The sequence below is a fragment of the Rhodococcus sp. NPDC078407 genome, assembly GCF_044542515.1.
GTDB lineage: Bacteria > Actinomycetota > Actinomycetes > Mycobacteriales > Mycobacteriaceae > Rhodococcoides.
Genome location: NZ_JBITUQ010000010.1, coordinates 115013 through 132817, shown reverse-complemented (window position 1 = coordinate 132817; position 17805 = coordinate 115013). Strand labels below are relative to the sequence as shown.

Annotated in this window: 15 protein-coding genes and 1 tRNA gene; 13 read left to right on the top strand and 3 right to left on the bottom strand. The window is 64.7% G+C overall.

Annotated features, from left to right (window positions below):
• Positions 1-29: 29 nt before the first annotated feature.
• Positions 30-1574 (top strand): carboxylesterase/lipase family protein, encoded by a 1545-nt coding sequence (locus tag ACIGGF_RS12900; protein ID WP_397521701.1) that lies wholly within the window; start codon positions 30-32, stop codon positions 1572-1574.
• Here the strand turns inward: ACIGGF_RS12900 and ACIGGF_RS12895 are convergent.
• Positions 1567-2433, bottom strand: a complete 867-nt coding sequence (locus ACIGGF_RS12895; protein WP_397521700.1) for a DNA-formamidopyrimidine glycosylase family protein — start codon at positions 2431-2433, stop codon at positions 1567-1569. The genes ACIGGF_RS12900 and ACIGGF_RS12895 overlap by 8 nt on opposite strands.
• Before the next feature lie 29 nt (positions 2434-2462).
• Here ACIGGF_RS12895 and ACIGGF_RS12890 point away from each other — a divergent pair, with 29 nt between their 5' ends.
• Genes ACIGGF_RS12890 through ACIGGF_RS12880 form a run of 3 tightly spaced genes read left to right on the top strand, consistent with a single transcriptional unit; the run spans position 2463 to position 4150 of the window.
• Positions 2463-3263 (top strand): thymidylate synthase, encoded by an 801-nt coding sequence (locus ACIGGF_RS12890; protein ID WP_397521699.1) that lies wholly within the window; start codon positions 2463-2465, stop codon positions 3261-3263.
• Positions 3260-3769 carry a dihydrofolate reductase gene (locus ACIGGF_RS12885; protein WP_397521698.1) on the top strand — a complete coding sequence of 170 codons (510 nt, stop codon included), beginning with the start codon at positions 3260-3262 and terminating at the stop codon, positions 3767-3769. Before ACIGGF_RS12890 ends, ACIGGF_RS12885 begins: the two co-directional genes overlap by 4 nt.
• Before the next feature lie 54 nt (positions 3770-3823).
• Positions 3824-4150 (top strand): cupin domain-containing protein, encoded by a 327-nt coding sequence (locus tag ACIGGF_RS12880; protein ID WP_397521697.1) that lies wholly within the window; start codon positions 3824-3826, stop codon positions 4148-4150.
• Here ACIGGF_RS12880 and ACIGGF_RS12875 read toward each other — a convergent pair.
• Complete coding sequence (locus ACIGGF_RS12875) at positions 4143-5003, bottom strand: universal stress protein (RefSeq protein ID WP_397521696.1); 861 nt, start codon at positions 5001-5003, stop codon at positions 4143-4145. The genes ACIGGF_RS12880 and ACIGGF_RS12875 overlap by 8 nt on opposite strands.
• 96 nt (positions 5004-5099) lie before the next feature.
• Positions 5100-6005, bottom strand: coding sequence for an acyl-ACP desaturase (locus ACIGGF_RS12870; RefSeq protein ID WP_397521695.1), 906 nt, complete (start codon positions 6003-6005; stop codon positions 5100-5102).
• A 361-nt stretch (positions 6006-6366) separates the two neighbouring features.
• Here ACIGGF_RS12870 and ACIGGF_RS12865 point away from each other — a divergent pair, with 361 nt between their 5' ends.
• The 9 genes from ACIGGF_RS12865 (at position 6367) to ACIGGF_RS12825 (ending at position 17805) form a co-directional block, all read left to right on the top strand.
• The gene (locus tag ACIGGF_RS12865; protein WP_397521694.1) at positions 6367-7566 is read left to right on the top strand and encodes a PucR family transcriptional regulator; all 1200 of its coding nucleotides are present in this window, start codon (positions 6367-6369) and stop codon (positions 7564-7566) included.
• Positions 7567-7653: 87 nt separating this feature from the next.
• On the top strand, positions 7654-8355 hold the full coding sequence (locus ACIGGF_RS12860) for an ABC transporter ATP-binding protein (protein ID WP_397521745.1): 702 nt from the start codon (positions 7654-7656) through the stop codon (positions 8353-8355).
• Positions 8352-10823, top strand: coding sequence for an FtsX-like permease family protein (locus ACIGGF_RS12855; protein WP_397521693.1), 2472 nt, complete (start codon positions 8352-8354; stop codon positions 10821-10823). The genes ACIGGF_RS12860 and ACIGGF_RS12855 overlap by 4 nt, the downstream gene beginning before the upstream one ends.
• 388 nt (positions 10824-11211) lie before the next feature.
• A complete protein-coding gene (locus ACIGGF_RS12850) occupies positions 11212-11760 on the top strand; it encodes an isochorismatase family protein (RefSeq protein WP_397521692.1) in 549 nt (182 codons plus the stop codon).
• A gap of 114 nt (positions 11761-11874) precedes the next feature.
• A tRNA-Arg gene (locus ACIGGF_RS12845) sits at positions 11875-11950 on the top strand.
• A gap of 104 nt (positions 11951-12054) precedes the next feature.
• The gene (locus ACIGGF_RS12840) at positions 12055-13410 is read left to right on the top strand and encodes an HNH endonuclease (protein WP_397521691.1); all 1356 of its coding nucleotides are present in this window, start codon (positions 12055-12057) and stop codon (positions 13408-13410) included.
• Between the two features lie 222 nt (positions 13411-13632).
• The gene (locus ACIGGF_RS12835; RefSeq protein ID WP_397521690.1) at positions 13633-15015 is read left to right on the top strand and encodes a DEAD/DEAH box helicase; all 1383 of its coding nucleotides are present in this window, start codon (positions 13633-13635) and stop codon (positions 15013-15015) included.
• Complete coding sequence (locus ACIGGF_RS12830) at positions 14900-17071, top strand: ATP-binding cassette domain-containing protein (protein ID WP_397521744.1); 2172 nt, start codon at positions 14900-14902, stop codon at positions 17069-17071. Before ACIGGF_RS12835 ends, ACIGGF_RS12830 begins: the two co-directional genes overlap by 116 nt.
• Positions 17068-17805 carry an energy-coupling factor transporter transmembrane component T family protein gene (locus tag ACIGGF_RS12825; protein WP_397521689.1) on the top strand — a complete coding sequence of 246 codons (738 nt, stop codon included), beginning with the start codon at positions 17068-17070 and terminating at the stop codon, positions 17803-17805. The genes ACIGGF_RS12830 and ACIGGF_RS12825 overlap by 4 nt, the downstream gene beginning before the upstream one ends.

Below are 17805 nucleotides of genomic sequence, written 5' to 3'. Positions count from 1 at the left end.
GGGTAAGAACCGATCAGTACACTCGCGAGATGGCTGCAACGACGCGCGTGACCACCTCCGAAGGCATCATCGAGGGCAAGCCGGTCGGTGACCTCACCACCTGGCGCGGCATTCCCTACGCCGCTCCGCCCGTCGGTCCACTTCGATTCCGGGCACCACAGCCCGTCGAGCCGTGGGAAGGTGTGCGCGACGCCACCGAGTGGGGCAACGCATCGGTTCAGCACAAGCGCGGCACCATGTTGGCGATCGGCAAGTACCAGCCGTCCAGCGAGGACTGCCTGACGCTCAATGTGCTGGCTCCCAGCACACCGGGCGCGAACCCGCGCCCGGTGATGGTGTTCATCCATGGTGGCGCGTACACCCTCGGCACGTCGGCCACTCCCCTCTACGGCGGTGGCTCCCTGGTACGGCGCTCGCTGAAAGACGGCGACGGCATCATCTACGTCTCGGTCAACTACCGACTCGGCGCTCTCGGCTATCTCGACATGTCCCAGTACTCCACTCCGGAGCGGCCGTTCGATTCCAACCTCGGCTTGCGAGATCAGGTGGCCGCCCTGGAATGGGTACAGCGCAACATCGCCGAATTCGGCGGCGACCCGAGCAACGTGACCGTCTTCGGCGAGTCTGCCGGCGGAAACGCCGTCACGACCCTGATGACGGTGCCCTCTGCCAAAGGCCTCTTCGCTCAGGCCATTTCCGAAAGCTCGGCTCCGGGTATGACCGCTACCAAGGAGCGCGCAGACCAGTGGGCACGTGAATACGTCGGCTATCTCGGTGGTACCGCCGAGAACGCTGTCGAAACCCTCGAGAACGCCGAGGTGCTCCGGCTCGGCCGCGCCGGCACCAAGCTGGGTCTCACTACCTTGTACCGCACTCCGGGCTTGCTCCCGTTCGGTCCGGTGGTCGACGGCGACTTCCTCCCGGTCAGCCCGGTCGAGGCGTACGCGAACGGCACCGCGCACCGCGTCCCGCTGATCATCGGCACCAATGCCCGTGAGGGAACGCTGTTTCCGAAGTTTCTCGACGCGCTGCCCACCAACCCCGAGCGCATCACCAAGCTGTTCTCGCTCACCGATCCCGACGCCGAAGCAGTGGTCACCTCCGCGTACCGGGGTTACCCGAACGAGCGCGGTGCCATCGACTTCGGTGGTGACTTCACCTTCTGGAAGCCGTCTCTGGAAGTGGCCGAAGGACATTCACGTCACGCACCGACGTACTTCTACCGTTTCGACTTCGCACCGCGATCGATGAAGCTGCTCGGTCTCGACGCCACTCACGGCTTCGAGTTGTTCGCCGTGTTCGGCATAAGCGAGACCATGTTCGGGAAGGCGCTCACTCTGGCCGGCGGGCGAAAGGCATTCTCCGACGTCACCGAGCAGGTGCAGTCGCAGTGGATTGCGTTCGCCACCAACGGGAAACCGTTGGAGTCATGGCCGGCGTACGACGAAGCCGACCGCAAGACACTGATTTTCGACACCCGTACCCGGGTGCAGAAGGACCCGCGTAGCGACCGCCGCAAGGCGTGGGAAGGCTACCGCGGCTACGCCAGTCAGAAACTCGAACCTGTCACTTGAGCAGACGTGACATCCGGCGGTCGGCAAGAATTTTGCCGGCCGTCTGACACGTCGCGCAATATTGGAACGAACGGTCCACGTACGCGACTTCACGTACCGGATCTCCGCACACAGGGCACGGCAGACCGGTCCTGGCGTGCACCCGCATGCCCGATCGCTTCTCCCCCTTCAGACGCGCCGCATCCTGCCCGGCGGAGCGTGCCACCGCGTCGGACAGCACCGAGCGCATCGCCGCGTAGAGCACCCCGACCGATTCGGCATCGAGTGTGCGAGACGACGCGAACGGCGAGAGCTTCGCGACGTGCAGTATCTCGTCCGAGTACGCATTGCCGATGCCGGCCAGCAGCGACTGGTCAACCAACGAGGTCTTCAGTCGCGCCGTGGTGCCGGCGAGAATCTCGGCGAACTCGAGCTCGGTGACCGCCAGGGCATCGGGTCCGAGCCGCGCGATGCTCGCGACCTCGTGCGGGTCGCGCACCACCCATACGGCCATCCGCTTCTTGGTGCCCGCTTCCGTCAGATCGATGGCAGGCGTCGCGCCTTCCGGAGTGAAGAAGTGGATCCGCAGAGCCAGCGGCCCTTTACCCGGCTTGGGCGGTGCGACGCTCGGATTGTCCACCCACCGCAGCCACCCTCCGCGGGAGAGATGGGTGATCAGCCAGAGGTCACCCGCTCTGAGGGCCAGGTGCTTTCCGAAGCGGGCGGCATCGGTGACGTCCTTGCCCTGCAGCTCGGTGAGCGGCGGATCGAACGTCTTGAGCACGCTCAGTGCTGCGATATCGATGCGACCGATCACGGCACCGACGGCATGTTCGCGTAGGAAACCGGCAAGGGCTTCCACCTCGGGCAATTCCGGCATGAAACCAGTATGCAGCTACGATGACCGTCGTGATGGTTTCGACTCCGTACGAAGATCTGCTGCGCCACATCCTCGATACCGGGACGGCCAAATCCGACCGGACGGGAACCGGCACCACCAGCGTGTTCGGGCATCAGATGCGCTTCGACCTGGCAGCGGGCTTCCCGTTGATCACCACCAAGAAGGTCCACCTGAAGTCGATCGTCTACGAGCTGCTGTGGTTCCTGCGTGGCGACTCCAATGCCTCCTGGCTGCAGGAGCGCGGCGTGAGCATCTGGGACGAATGGGCAGCTCCGGATGGTGAGCTGGGCCCTGTGTACGGAGTGCAGTGGCGGTCGTGGCCCACCCCCTCTGGTGAGCACATCGACCAGATCAGCCAGGTCATCGAGACATTGAAGACCGATCCGGATTCGCGTCGAATGATCGTCTCGGCCTGGAACGTCGGCGAGATCCCGCGGATGGCGTTGCCGCCCTGCCACGCGTTCTTCCAGTTCTACGTCGCCGACGGCAAGCTCTCGTGCCAGCTGTACCAGCGCAGCGCAGACATGTTCCTCGGTGTGCCGTTCAATATCGCCAGCTACGCACTGCTCACGCACATGGTGGCAGCCCAGACGGGCCTCGAGGTCGGCGAGTTCGTATGGACCGGCGGTGACTGCCACATCTACGACAACCACCGCGACCAGGTCACCGAGCAGCTCTCGCGCGAGGCGTACCCGTACCCCAGTCTGAAACTGGCGCAACGGGATTCGATTTTCGACTACACCTTCGAGGACATCGAGATCGTCGACTACCAGCACCATCCGGCCATCAAGGCCCCGGTCGCGGTATGAGTGCGGTGAGAGAAATCGGCCTGATCTGGGCGCAGAGTTCCAACCTCAAAATCGGCGAAGCCGGCAGGATCCCGTGGGAAGTGCCGGAGGACATGGCCCGGTTCAAAGCGGTGACGATGGATCATCCTGTCATCATGGGGCGCAAGACGTGGGAGTCGCTGCCCGAAAGATTTCGACCGCTTCCGGGCCGTCGCAACATAGTGGTTACTCGCAACCGCTCGTTACAGACGCCGGGCGCCGAGACCTGCGGCGGGGTCGGCGAAGCCCTGGCCCTGGCCGGAGACGAGACCGTGTGGATCATCGGCGGCGGTGAAATCTACCGATCGGCAATGCCATTCGCGACGACCCTGCACGTGACCGAGATCGATGTCGAGGTACCGGGCGACACAGATGCGCCGTCGGTGGAAGGCGACTGGATTACCGAAACTGGCGATTGGCTCACCAGCCGAGTGGAAGGTAGGCAGTTTCGCTTCGTCGAGTACGGAAAGGCTACCCAACCTTCCTGAGCGCGTTCAGGATTCCCCCGTCGTGACCGCGAACCGTGCGTCATACTGACGATCATGGACAAGAAGTCACTCACCGCACTTGCCCGTCAACAACTCAAGCTCGCCGTTGGCGCGTCGAGTGGCCGAAGTTCGCAGACGGTGTACGGCGGCCACAGCCGGCACTTGAGGCAAACCGTCGTGGCACTGGCTGCGGGCAACAAGCTGGCCGAACACGACCTCAACGGCGAATCGACAGTCCTCGTCCTGAGCGGCAAATTGGAACTGATCAGCGGGGAGAAATCCTGGAAGGGCTCGACCGGCGACCTTCTCGTCATCCCCGATGCCCGTCACAGCGTCGAGGCACTCGAAGACGTCAGCTTCCTGCTGACCGTCGCTATGTGAGCGCTTTCCGCACGACCAGCACCGGGCAGTCTGCAGTGTTGACGAGCGCGAAACTGGTGGATCCCAGCAGCATTCCACCGAATCCGCCGCGCCCCCGATTGCCCACGACGATCAAAGCCGCGGTTTCGGACAGGCCACTGAGAACCCGAACCGGCCGGTCCTGAGCCACGATGCGCTGAACCACAACCTCGGGAAAGCGCTCCTGCCAGCCGGCGAGACTCTCGGCCAACAGCGCCTCTTCACCGTCGGCAATGGCGTGCCAATCCTTGGGCGCGCGGCCGAACGATTGCGTCAGATCCACATCGGACCACACGTGCACCGCGATCAGTACTGCATCACGCGCCGACGCTTCGACGAATGCCCACTCGACGGCCGCCTGGTTGACGTCCGATCCGTCGATACCGACGACGACCGGGCCTTCCGCGACCGGGCGACCGTCGATGTCGCGGCCCCGCACCACCGCCACCGGCGAGACACTGTGTGCCGCCAGAGACAGTGTGACAGCACCGGTTTCACTGGCACCTATCACCAGAATTTCGGCCTGCGCCGAGACTCCGATGAGAACGTCCATGACGCCGCCTTCGATGGCGCTCGACGTCACCTCGAACGCGGGATCGTCGACGACCAGCGCGGCAAGTGTCTCGGCCGCCACCAGCCTGGACTTTGCGGTTGCTACGAATTCCGTTGCTTCCCCTGCGAATTCGCTCAGATCGACGACCCCGGGCATGTCGACGGCAGTGACGATGTGCAAGCGTCGATCGCGGCGGTGCGCGCAGAGGGCCGCCCAGATCACAGCCTTGTCTGCTGCGGCGGAGCCGTCGATGCCGACGATGATCGGTCGAGAGCCAGTCACGATGGGGCCTCCGGTCGTTGCCCCGAGTACGAGGTGAGGAGCGTTGGACGAACTGACGTTCAGGTTAGTCGATGGAACTCACCGAGGTAAGTGGCGTCAGCTGGCGCGCAATGCGTTTGCGTACTCCAGCGTTCGTGCACCACTGCTCTCGAAGGTGGCGACTTGGGCATCGAGATGGTCGAGGTGGTCGAGGAGCTGATCGCGACTGCGCGATCCGGCACCCAGATCCGTTCGCTCGAAGATTTGCCACCGGTCCATCAAGGGACGCAGGACCTCGTCGAGGTGGCGGGCGTTGTCGTAGATGCCGTCGCGCGCGATGAGCATCGCACTGCGGGCGAATCCCGGCAGATTGGTACCCGGCAACTGGAAGTTCATCACGACCTCGGTGATGGCGGTGACCGTCGGACCGGGTGCCACGGTGAGCGCGGCCGAGACCAGGTTCGCGAAGAACCGGATGTGCAGCTCCTGGTCGGCGACGATGCGTCCGAGGAGTCGATCTGCCACCGGATCGTGGCACTGTTCCGCAGTGTTGCGATGGCTGACGCTCGACACCGACTCGTCGAGGGCAACCTGGACGAGCGACCGGAGCAGGTGCGCGCCGTTCATCGGGGAGTCGGATCCCACGGTCATGCACTGCGCTCTGGCCCGTCCCAAGGCGACCGGATCGACGCTGCGGGTTGCGACCAGGTAATCGGTGACGGCCGCGGCGTGCCGATGTCGTTCGGTGCTCCACTCGGTGAGCCACGCCGGCCACGCACCGACCTCGCTGGCCACCGCGTCTCGGCGATAGAGCGGAATATTCTGCTCGACAAGAAGATTGGTCACCAGCGCTGCTTTTGCAGTTTCGGTCAGAGTCGACGGGCGCGATCCCCAGTACATCTCCGCACGGACGAAGTCGGCCGGTTCCCACCGAACGGACTCGGCGCGGTGACGGACGAGGTTCTCCTCGATGGTCGGATGCAACTCCCGGAGAACAGTGAACTGACCGATATCACCGCGCATACTCGTCCCTTCGTCGCCCTCTTCCAACGGGATCAAAGTAGATGCGCCCTCAGCACGCCGTGAACAGCTTGACGATTGTTTAGGGCAAGTCGCAGGCAGCCCGACCCATCGCTCGAGATAAATCACAACGAGTTTTCGCGAAACCCTGGATCACACGTAGATAACAACCTATGATCGATCCCGTTAGAGGCCAAGAAACAAACTCGAAGTACGAAAACACCGCGGTTTTACGCTGCATTGCATAGATTGAGCCGTGGAAGCGCGCGGATACGCGTGAGTAGCTTCGCAGTCCGAATGACCTGTAGAACCCAACACGAAGGGTTGATCTGTGACCGTTCACAACTCGACTAGCCTCGGAATCATGGTCGCGGGTCAGCCTGCGTCGGCTCCTCTTCGCGACTTCCGCGCGGTGGCGCGACTGCTCGTCGGACACTTCGCAGCGAACACCCCCTGTGGGTCGTTGCCGGGCGAACAGCTCCACGGCGACGTCACCGAATTCACCGTCAAATGCATCAGCATCGCAGTGCAGATGCTCGACGAACGTCGCGCTCCCGCCGAATCGGATTTGGCCGAGCTCCGCGCCAAAGCCAGCCAGTGGGCTCGCGAGGGCGTTCCACTCGAATCCGTGCTCAGCGTCTATCACGAGGGCATCCAGATCGGTTGGAACCTGGTATCCAAGCGGGCAGGCGAGGGCGACGCTGCTCAGCTGATCGAGGCCGCACGCATGTTCGTGCTGCTCTCGGAGAAGGTTTCCATCGCCGCCAGCAAGAGCTACGTGGAAGAACTTCAAGCGGTGGCCAGCGAGCACCACACAGCTGCGCACACCCTGGTCACCTCTCTCCTCAGCGGCCACAACGCGGTCTCGATGGCACGTCAGTCCGGCATCGAACTCGCCGACAGCTATCTGGTGTTCGCCATCTCGGTGCCGCCGCATCCCGACGAGAACGACCCCAATATTCAGAAGACGGTCGCCGCTCGCAGAAAACTGCGTCGCGTCCAGGCAGAGCTGGCCACGATCTGCGGCCGCTCACCTCTTTCCCTACTGAGCACCGAGGGAGGCACCGTCCTCATCCCCGGCGTTCACGACGAAGAGTGGGTCGAGGCTCTGGTGCATCGCATCGGTACTGCCGCCGAGGTGCCCGTCACCGTCACGGCCGAGCAGGCCGCCACCGCGGACATCCCCACCGCAGCCGATCAGGTACACGAACTGCTGTCCCTGGCACATCAGCTCCACCGCCCGTCGGGCCTGTACCGCATGGACGACCTCGTGCTGGAGTACCAGCTGACGCGTCCCGGCCCCGGCCGGCGCCACCTGACCCAGATCCTCGAGCCGCTCGACTCGTCGCCCGAGCTGCTCGAGACCCTCGAGATCCACATCTCGCACGACCTGAACCGGCAGCGGTCCGCTCGCCAGCTCCATCTGCACACCAACACCGTGGACTACCGCCTCAAGCGGATCGCACAGCTCACCGGCTTCGACCCCACGCGTCCGTCCGGAATTCGTCACTTGCAAGCCGCACTGGTGGCCCGTCGACTCGAATCCTCGCGCGGCGCAGCCTGACCTGAGACTTCCGAACGGTTTCTCGATCCGACGGCAGGTAGCGTCGAAGATATATTCGAGAAGCAAGGGGAACCGTTCGTGGCGAAGTTGATGCTGGAGTTGTCCGGGGTCGTCAAGGAGTACCCCACCGGGGAGCAACCGGTACGAGCCTTGGACGGCATCGATCTCACGATCGAGGGCGGCCAGTTCGTCTCGCTCGTCGCACCGTCCGGGGCCGGGAAGTCGACGCTGCTGCATATGCTCGGCGCGCTCGACACCCCGACGTCGGGGTCCATTCGATTCAACGATGTCGAGGTCACCACCCTCGACGACAACGCGCAATCCGATTTCCGACGCCACCAGGTCGGCTTCGTCTTCCAATTCTTCAACCTGCTGCCGACGATGTCGGCGTGGGAGAACGTCGCCGTCCCCAAGTTGCTCGACGGCACCCCGATCAAGAAAGCCAAGTCCGACGCGATGCGTCTGCTCGAGTTGGTCGGACTCTCGAACCGATCCGAGCACCGACCGGCGCAGCTTTCCGGCGGTCAGATCCAGCGCATCGCGATCGCCCGCGCTCTGATGATGGATCCGGCGCTACTGATCGCCGACGAACCGACCGGCAATCTCGATTCGAAGACCTCCCACAACGTTCTCGAGATCCTCGCCGACGTGGCGCACGCCAGCGAGGGGCGTCGAGCAGTGGTGATGGCGACCCACGATCTCGAGGCGGCACGGTCCACCGATCGCATCGTGAGCATGATCGACGGTCGCGTCGAGACCGACACACCGACGGCCGGCCTCGATCGGTGATCGGCACCGCGCTCAGCAGATTTCGAGTCATCAGCCTTCGCGACCTCGGCATGCATTGGGTGCGGTCGCTCGTCTCCGCCGGTGTCGTGGCCGTCGCAGCAGGATTGCTCATCGCCGTCCTCGGCACCTACGGGTCGCTGACCGGATCGGTGGAACGGTTGGCGGTGACGATCGCGGGCAACGCGAGCTACGAAGTCGTCGGTGTCACCGACTCGGGTTTCGACCAGAGCGAACTCGAGGTCGTGCGTTCCGTTTCCGGCGTCGATACAGCGGTTCCGCTGCTGCGCAGCACCGTTCGGTCCGACGTCGGAGATCTGACGGTTCTCGGGGTCGACTCGTCCATCACGGCGCTGCAGTCGGATTTGCAGGGCGCAGTCGGTGATGCAACAGGACTGGTGTCCGACCCGTCCGGTGTATTGGTCGGTGCTGCAACAGGTCTGCAGCAGGGCGACACCGTCACCATCGACGACGTTCCGACTGCGGTCGTCGGCGTGATCGACGGCCCTGGAACGCAACGCATCGGCGGCGGAATGTTCGCGGTAGCGCTCCTTCCCGCTGCTCAGGCACTGACCGATCGGCAGGGTCAACTCGACTCGATCTTCGTCCTCGGCAACGGCGACGCTCTGCAGTCCGACCTCGAAGCGGCCGTCGCCGGCCGAGTGTCGGTGATGAATCCGGACTTCCGGGCCGACCGCGCCAACCAGGCCATGAGCCTGACACGCAATGCCACGCTGATGGTCTCGTTGATCGCGTTCGTCGTCGCGGCGTTCCTCGTCTTCAACGTCATGAACATGGCCATCGCGAAGCGTCGACCCACAATCTCTCTACTTCGCGCCGTCGGTGGACGCCGCGCAGACATCGTCCGCGACCTGCTGTTCGAGTCCGTTCTGGTCGGCTTGATCGGCGGAGCCGTCGGAGTGCCGCTCGGAATCGCGATGGGCCGCATTGCCATCGAAAGTCTGCCGCCGTTCCTGTCGCAGGCATTCGACGCACGAATCGAATACGTGTTGCCCGGCTTCGCGATTCCCGTGGCGATCGTGGCTTGCGTCCTGGCCTGCGTCGGCGCATCTGCGCTGGCCGCTGTGCAGGTGTACCGAATCTCGCCGATCGAAGCGTTGGCGGTCGGCGGCGGAGAGACCTCGGGCGGCCCGGGTCGGCCGTTCACAGTGGCCACCACCGTGTTCGGACTGATCGCCATCGCCGGGTCGTTCGTGTTCGCCGTCAACGTCGACGGCCAACTGACGCTCGGTGCCGGTGCCCTGTTCATGTTCGGTGTCGTGGCTCTGTGCGTCGGCGGTACCGGGCCGATCGTGTGGGCAACCGGAGCCGTACCCCGCCGATGGGGTGGCGCCGGCCGTCTGGCCACCGCCACCATCGAACGCGCCCCGCGGCGCATCTGGGCAACGGTGATGACCATCGTGATCGCGGTGGGAGTCAGTGTGGGAGTGTCGGGTTCGTTGACGAACATGACAGATTCTGCGGCCGAGTCCCTGTCGTCGCTGGCGAGAACCGACCTGTACGTCTCGATGACCTCACCCGACGCAATTCCGTCGGGACCCATCGTTCCCGACGCGGTGGACGACGCCGTCCGCGCCACGCCGGGAGTCTCCCGAGTCGTCGAAGGGCAGTGGGCCTACGCGACCATCGACGACGAATTGGTGTCCATCCAGGGCGTCGCCGACGGTAGTAACGCGGTGACGCTCGCGTCGCTCTCCGACGATGTGCGCTCCGAGGTGCTCGCCGGCGACGGAGTGGTGCTCTCCGAGGGGTTCGGCAGGACGCTCGGCGTCTCCGTCGGGGATTCCATCGATCTTCCGACCCCGACCGGAGTGCAGACCGTGCGCGTGCTGGATCTGGTGGACTACATCAACGCCGCGGGCGGGACGATGGCGATCTCGTTGGACTCCATGCAGCGCTGGTACGACCGGCCCGGCGCAACATATCTCGAGATCAGCGTCGACGGAGACGTTGCCGCCGTGCAGGATTCGCTGCGGTCGAACCTGCCGCCCGAGGCCTTCGTCTACACCGGCGCCGCCGCCCTCGACGGCACCAGCGCGGCTATCCGGCAGTCCGGTGCACTGGCCATCGCGTTGCAATGGATCGTGGCACTGGTGGCTGCGGTCGCGTTGCTGAACACGTTGACATTGTCGGTCCTGGAGCGGCGCCGTGAACTGGGCGTACTGCGAGCAATGGGCGGTGGCCGAGGAACCCTGGCCCGAATGGTGCTGGCCGAAGCGCTGTCGGTCGGCATCGTGGGCGGTGTCCTCGGACTGATCATCGGCGCAGGTCTGCAATACCTGAGCACACTGATCCTCGGAGCCAGCATCGGAATCCCGGTTGCCTACGCAGCCGGATGGTCGGTACTGCTGTACGGCCTCGTCGCGTTGGGCCTGTCTCTGCTGGGTTCGGCTCCTCCTGCCGTGCACGCCTCTCGACTGAACATCGTGGACGCTATCGCAGCGGACTAGGTGGTGCGCGAGGTCGGCCTCGGGATTCGCTAACGCGAGCGCGTTTGTCAGATGCGAGCGGAATGGACAGTGGACGGATAGCAATTCTGCGCGCGGCGCATCGCGAATGCGCACGCGTTTGCGGATGAAGTGGGCGACGACCCGATTAGCCGGGATACCCATGCTGGACAGTGCATCAGGCGTCGCCCGGGTCTCGGGATTCGCAAACGCGCGCGCGTTTGTCAGATGCGAGCGGAATAGACAGTGAACGGAGAGCAAGACTGCGTGCGTCCAGCGAATGCACGCGCGTTTGTGGGAGGAGTGTTGATCGCATGGCTACGTTCAGCGTCGAGGTAGAGGACTACGACGTCGGTGGTCTGCTCGACTGCGGGGCGGTCCCGAGTGGGAGGTGCAACCCGAGCGGGTCGCCGTGCTGGTCCACGACATGCAGCCCTACTACTCGAATGTGCTGCACAACTCGGTGCGTTCGCGAGTGGACGTGGCCGTCTCGGAGACGGTGATGTGGGCGAGGTCTGCAGACGTGCCGATCCTGGCGAGTGGCCCGCGGGCGGCAAGTGCCATCGAGCAGCGCGGCCTGCTGGGGCCGATGTGGGGATTGGGTCCGTCCGCAGAGGAGGTCACCGTCACCGAGCCCGACGTCGTCACGATCGCGAAGCGCAGTTACAGCGCCTTCTACGCCACCGATCTGGAGGTCGAACTTCGCCGACGCGGCCGTGACCGGCTGATCGTTGTGGGAGTGTGCGCGTCGGCGGGAATTTTGGCGACGACCTTCGACGCTTTCGCTCGCGATATCCAATGTTTTGTCGGCATCGAATCCACCGCCGATTACACCGCTCACCAGCACCGCACCGCCCTGAACCTGATCGCGTCAATGACCGGTCGAGTGACGTCGATCGAGAACCTGCTTCACGATTCACAGTGTGGGCCGCTAGACTGACGACCGCGATGTGGGCCAGTTGTGCACTACGGCAGCAAGCTCATCCGCAACCGATTGTTCCGAAGATCGAAAAGTGTTGCGCTGCAGCATTTTGCGACCAACGGACAGTTACCAGCCTTCGTAGCTCAGGGGATAGAGCAACCCTCTCCTAAAGGGTAGGTCGCAGGTTCGAATCCTGCCGAGGGCACCACCGAGTCACTTTCGTGAAACCTTCCCCCAGTTTTCCGTACCTGTTGCGCATCCAGAAAAACGCCCGTACTATCGAACATGCATTCGAGTACTGGGGAGGAGCTCGTGGTCACAGCTGTACAGAATTTACCGCTCACGTCCGCTGAAGTGCTGCGCTTCGTCGCGCGCCTTCAGGCGTCCGATGTTGTTATCGACGCAGCAACGGGCATCGATTTGATCTCTGCCCTCGAAACGGTCAAGTGCGCCAGCGTGGCGACGCAAGCTGTGATGACCGATGCTGTCGCGACAGCCATCAGCGACGAACGCAAGGAACGCGGCAGGCCGAAAGCCCAGTGGCGCATGGGCATTGCGTCACAGATCGGTCTGGCCCGACGCGAATCGCCGAATCGCGGCGGTAGTCATCTGGGACTCGCTCGCGCCCTCGTGCACGAGATGCCTCACACGCTGGCGCGCCTGAAAGCCGGGGAACTCAACGAGTGGCGCGCCATGATTCTCGCTCGCGAAACCGCATGCCTCACCGTCGACGATCGCCGCACCATCGACGAGCGACTATGCGCGGACCCCGCCACGCTGGCCGGTGCCGGCGACCGCACCATCGAAGGTCGCGCCCGCGCTCTCGCCAACGAACTCGACGCCGCCTCCCAGGTCAAACGGCGCGCGAAGGCATACGCTGCTCGGCGCACCAGCACCCGCCCCGCACCCGAGTCCATGGGTTTCTTCACCGTGCTCACATCGATGGAGAAGACCGTCTGCATGTGGGCGACCCTGCGGCGCGACGCCGACACCATCATCAACGCAGGCGGAGATACGCGCACCCGCGACCAGATCATGGCCGACCTCGTATTCGAACGCGTCACCGGTGCATCCGCAGCCCAAGGCCCGCCGGTGACCGTCGACCTCGTCATCTCCGATTCGACCCTGCTCGCCGGCGGCGACACATCCGCATATCTGCACGGCCACGGCGACATCCCGTCGGACGTCGCCCGGCAACTCGTCCGCGACGCACTCGACGGCACACAAGGCAGTGAGACGCACGTCGCATTACGTCGCCTCTATGCCCATCCGACATCCGGAGCGCTGACGGCCGTGGAGTCCACATCGCGCGCATTTCCCACCGCGCTGAAACGCCTCATCGATCTTCGAGATCGGACCTGCCGCACCCCGTGGTGCGACGCACCGATCCGCCACCACGATCACATCAGACCCCACACTTCGGGCGGCAGTACGAGTGCCGAAAACGGCGCAGGCCTTTGTGCCGCATGCAATTACGCAAAGGAAGGCGACGGCTGGACGGCCGAAGCGCTACGAGACAAACGGAACGCGAGGCATAGCTACCGACTCATCTCACCCACGGGGCACACCTATGACTCGAGTGCGCCGCCGATGCCGGTGATCGAGGTCTACAGCTCGCCGGTCGAGAACGTCTACATCGACACATTGTTCGACTGCGACGCCGCGTGACCGGCAACCGCGGGAAGAGACGGAGCCGCAACTCGGTTACACTCGGTGACGACGCGCGTAGCTGCACGTCGGACGTCGTGGAATGCTCCCGAATCACCATGTGCACCCTGCACAGGCTTCTCTTACGGCGATCGAAACTGCCCACCGGCAGTCTCGCCACCTTGCATCTCGGCCCAAGGCCCGCAGGTGCAACACCCTGCCCGAAAGGCACCTTTCATCACAATGACGACCCCACAGACTTTTGCTGCGCTCGGTGTACCCCAGGCCATCGCGGATGTACTCGCGAGCCAGGGCAAGACCGAAGCTTTCCCCATCCAGGCCGATACGCTCCCCGACACACTGCAGGGACGCGACGTGCTCGGACGCGGAAAGACCGGCAGCGGAAAGACACTCGCATTTTCCATCCCGATGGTCGCTCGCCTCGCAGGGCAGCTTCCCGGCAACCGCAAGCCCGGCCGGCCGCGTGGCCTGATTCTCGCGCCGACGCGTGAACTCGCCACCCAGATCGCCGTTGCCATCGAGCCACTGGCCGCCGCGTACTCCCTGAAGGTCACCACGATTTTCGGTGGTGTGTCGCAGGTTCGCCAGGTGTCCGCACTCAAGGGTGGCGTGGACATCGTCGTCGCCTGCCCCGGCCGCCTCGAAGACCTGATGAAGCAGCGCCACCTCACTCTCGACGGCGTTCAGATCACCGTTCTGGACGAGGCCGATCACATGGCCGATCTCGGATTCCTGCCCGTCGTCACCCGCATACTCGCCGCCACCCCCGACAAGGGTCAGCGCATGCTGTTCTCCGCGACCCTGGACAACGGCGTCGACAAGCTGGTCAAGCGCTTCCTGCACAACCAGATCACGCACTCCGTCGATGAGGCCACCTCACACGTCGAGGCCATGACACACAGTGTCTTCGAGGTCGACGGCGTCGAAGCCAAGAAGAAGCTCGTTCACCAGCTTGCCTCGGGCACCGGACGCCGCATTCTGTTCATGCGCACCAAGCACCAGGCCCGCAAGTTGGCCAAGCAGCTCACCGACGCCGGTATCCCGTCCGTCGACCTGCACGGCAACCTGTCGCAGGCCGCACGTGACCGCAACCTCGCCGCGTTCTCCTCCGGTCAGGCCCGCGTCCTCGTCGCCACCGATGTCGCCGCCCGCGGCGTTCACGTCGACGATGTTCAACTGGTCGTGCACGTCGATCCCCCGGCCGAGCACAAGGCGTACCTGCACCGTTCCGGACGCACGGCACGCGCCGGAAGCGCCGGCGATGTGGTGACCGTCGTGCTGCCCGAGCAGCGCAAGGACACCGCAGTACTGCTGCGCAAGGCCGACATCAAGGTCACCCCGATCCGTGTCACCGCCGATTCGCCCGCCGTGGCGAACCTCGTCGGTGAGCAGGCCCGTTATGTCGAGCCGGCACCGCGAGTCGAGCAGGCCCCGGCACGCGCCGGAGCCCCACGAAACAACAATGCACGACGCGGCGGCCCGGCCCGCAGTGGTGGTCAGCCCCGCAGTGGTGGTCAGCCCCGCAGTGGTGGTCAGCCCCGCAGTGGTGGCGGCGGCCACAGCCGTCGCGCAGCAGGACCGGCCACGAGCCAGCGCAGCCGCTGATTCAGGCTGGCACACTGGAGCGGTGACCGTCAGTTCTCCTCGCACCCGGAAGTCAGTGCCCCTCGGTCCTCAGGAATTAGCGACCGCCGCGGTCATGAGCAGCTTCACGGTCGCGTTGACGGTGATCGGTGTGCTCGTGCCGATGGCAGCGATTCTTCAGGTCGTTGCGGCCATACCGATGTCGGTGGTCGCGTTGCGGTATCGGACGCGGGCCCTGGTAACCGCTGCGGTGGCGGGCACCCTCGTTGGCTTCGTGGCAGCCGGGACCCAGACGGCCATGACCGTGGCCAGCGCCGCCCTGTTGGGCGGCTTGGTCGGGCGGGCGAAGCGCAGGAAGCAGGGACTGTTCGGCGTACTGGCCACCTCGATGGTCGTCGGGCCCGCGCTCGGGGTGTTGACAGTGCTGATGCTCCTGGTCCTCGCCCCGCTGCGTGAGCTGTTCCTCGAGACTCTTCGCAACACCTTCGAGGGCATTTCTCGACTGCTCGAGCGCACATCGGCATTGCAAGGCGTGGCCGACGTGATCCGCGCCGGCTCGACGACCGTGCTCGACAACTGGTGGTGGTGGGTCGGCGGTTCGGTCGCCTTCGGCATCGTCACCGGAACCCTGTTCGCGTGGCTGATCCTCACCGCCATTCTGGACCGCCTCTCCACCATCCCCACTCCCGAAGCTCTCGTCACGAGCACCGACGACGAGGAGATCGGTCCGCTTCCGGTCACCTTCACCTCGGTCGGTTATCGGTACCCGGGCACCTCGACCTCCGCCTTGACCGGTGTGGACTTACACATCGAACCGGGTGAGTTCGTGGCGGTCGTCGGTCACAACGGCTCCGGCAAATCGACCCTGACGAGGATTCTCGCCGGCTTGGAACCGTCGGAAGGCACCGTCAGCAGACCTGGCGCAACCGGACTCGGGCGATACGGTGGCACCGCAATCGTCCTGCAGCGACCCGAAAGTCAGATCCTCGGCACCCGCGTCGCCGACGACGTGGTGTGGGGCCTACCGCCCGGCGATTCACGTCCCGACGTCGATGCTCTGCTCGACGAGGTGGGCCTCGGCGGAATGGGTGCCCGGGACACCGCATCCCTGTCCGGCGGCGAGATGCAGCGGCTCGCCGTGGCCGCGGCATTGGCCCGCAGACCTGCCCTGCTCATCGCCGACGAGGCAACGGCCATGATCGATGCGGGCGGCCGCGAGCAGCTGGTCTCGCTCCTTGCGGAACTGCCTCGCAGACACCGAATGTCGGTCGTACTCGTCACCCATCATGGCTCGGAAACCGTTGCCGCTGATCGCGTCGTGCATCTGCACGAGGGCTACCAGGTTCGGCACGACTCCACCTGGATGCACCCCAGGTCCACCAATGCGACCGTGCTGCACGATAATTCGAGTCCGCGATTGCTCGAGGTGGCCGGTGTTCGGCACACCTACAATCGGCGTACCCCCTGGGCGCAGGCCGCACTGAACGGCATCGACATCACCGTCAAGCGGGGTGAGGGCGTTCTCGTTCTCGGTGGAAACGGCTCGGGCAAGTCCACTCTCGCCTGGGTCATGGCCGGACTCACCGGTCCGACGACGGGAACCGCGCAGCTCGACGGGAAGGCGATGACCACGCGAGTCGGCGACGTGGGGTTGGCATTCCAGCATTCCCGCCTGCAGTTGCAGCGACGCACCGTTTCCGAGGACATCGCCGCCGCAGCCGGGCCCGAAACCGGTTCTGCCACAGTCTCGGCCGCGATGGATGCGGTCGGACTCGACCGCTCCTTGGCCGGCCGCGAGATCGATTCACTCAGCGGCGGTCAGATGCGCCGTGTCGTGCTGGCCGGGCTCATTGCAAGTCGGCCTCGTATGCTCGTTCTCGACGAACCTCTCGCCGGCCTCGATCCGCCCGGACGCGACGACATCATCGGCGTTCTCGCCGGATTGCGTGAACGCGGCGTCGCAATCGTCGTCATCTCACACGATGTGGACGGCTTGGACACCGTCTGCAGCCGCACCATCACGATGTCCGACGGCAACATCGTCTCCGATTCGATCCTCGGGAGCGTGTCCTCGTGACCACCGTCGTATTGCGTCAAGTCCCCCGGTTCTCGCCGATCCACCGTCTGTGGGCCGGCACCAAACTCCTCGTCGTCCTGCTGCTCAGCGTCACCCTCGTGGTGGCACCGACATGGCCCGCGCTCGGAATCGTGTTCGGGCTGTTGGTGATCGCCGCCATCGTCGCGCACGTTCCGATCACCGCGCTGCCACGTCCACCGTGGTGGATCTGGGCGCTGTTCGGCGTCGGAGCACTGCTCAATCTGCCGATCGGCACCGCAGCGGTGTTGGTGTACCTGCGCGCCACGCTTTTCGTGTTCGTGCTGCTCGGTGCATCGATGATGATCGGTTGGACCACCTCGATGAGCGACATCGCACCTGCGGTGTCCAAGCTCGGCGCGCCACTGAAGAAGCTGAAGCTTCCGGTCGACGAATGGGCGATTGCCGTGGCCTTGAGCCTGCGGTCGCTGCCGCTGTTGATCGAGGAGATGCGCACCCTCAACGCGGCTCGACGCCTCCGCCCCAAGCCCGTCGTCAACAGTGCCTCGGACAATTCGCTCGTCGATATCGTCACGACGGTCATGTCGGTGGCCATCAGACGAGCCGACGAGATGGGTACGGCCATCACCGCCCGCGGCGGTACCGGGATGATCACCGCCACCGACTCGCGCTTCAAGGCCTCGGACGCAGTGACGTTGGCCGTGGTGTCTCTCGCGTGCGCCGCAGCGATCGCGATCAGCTTCCTCTGGGTCTGA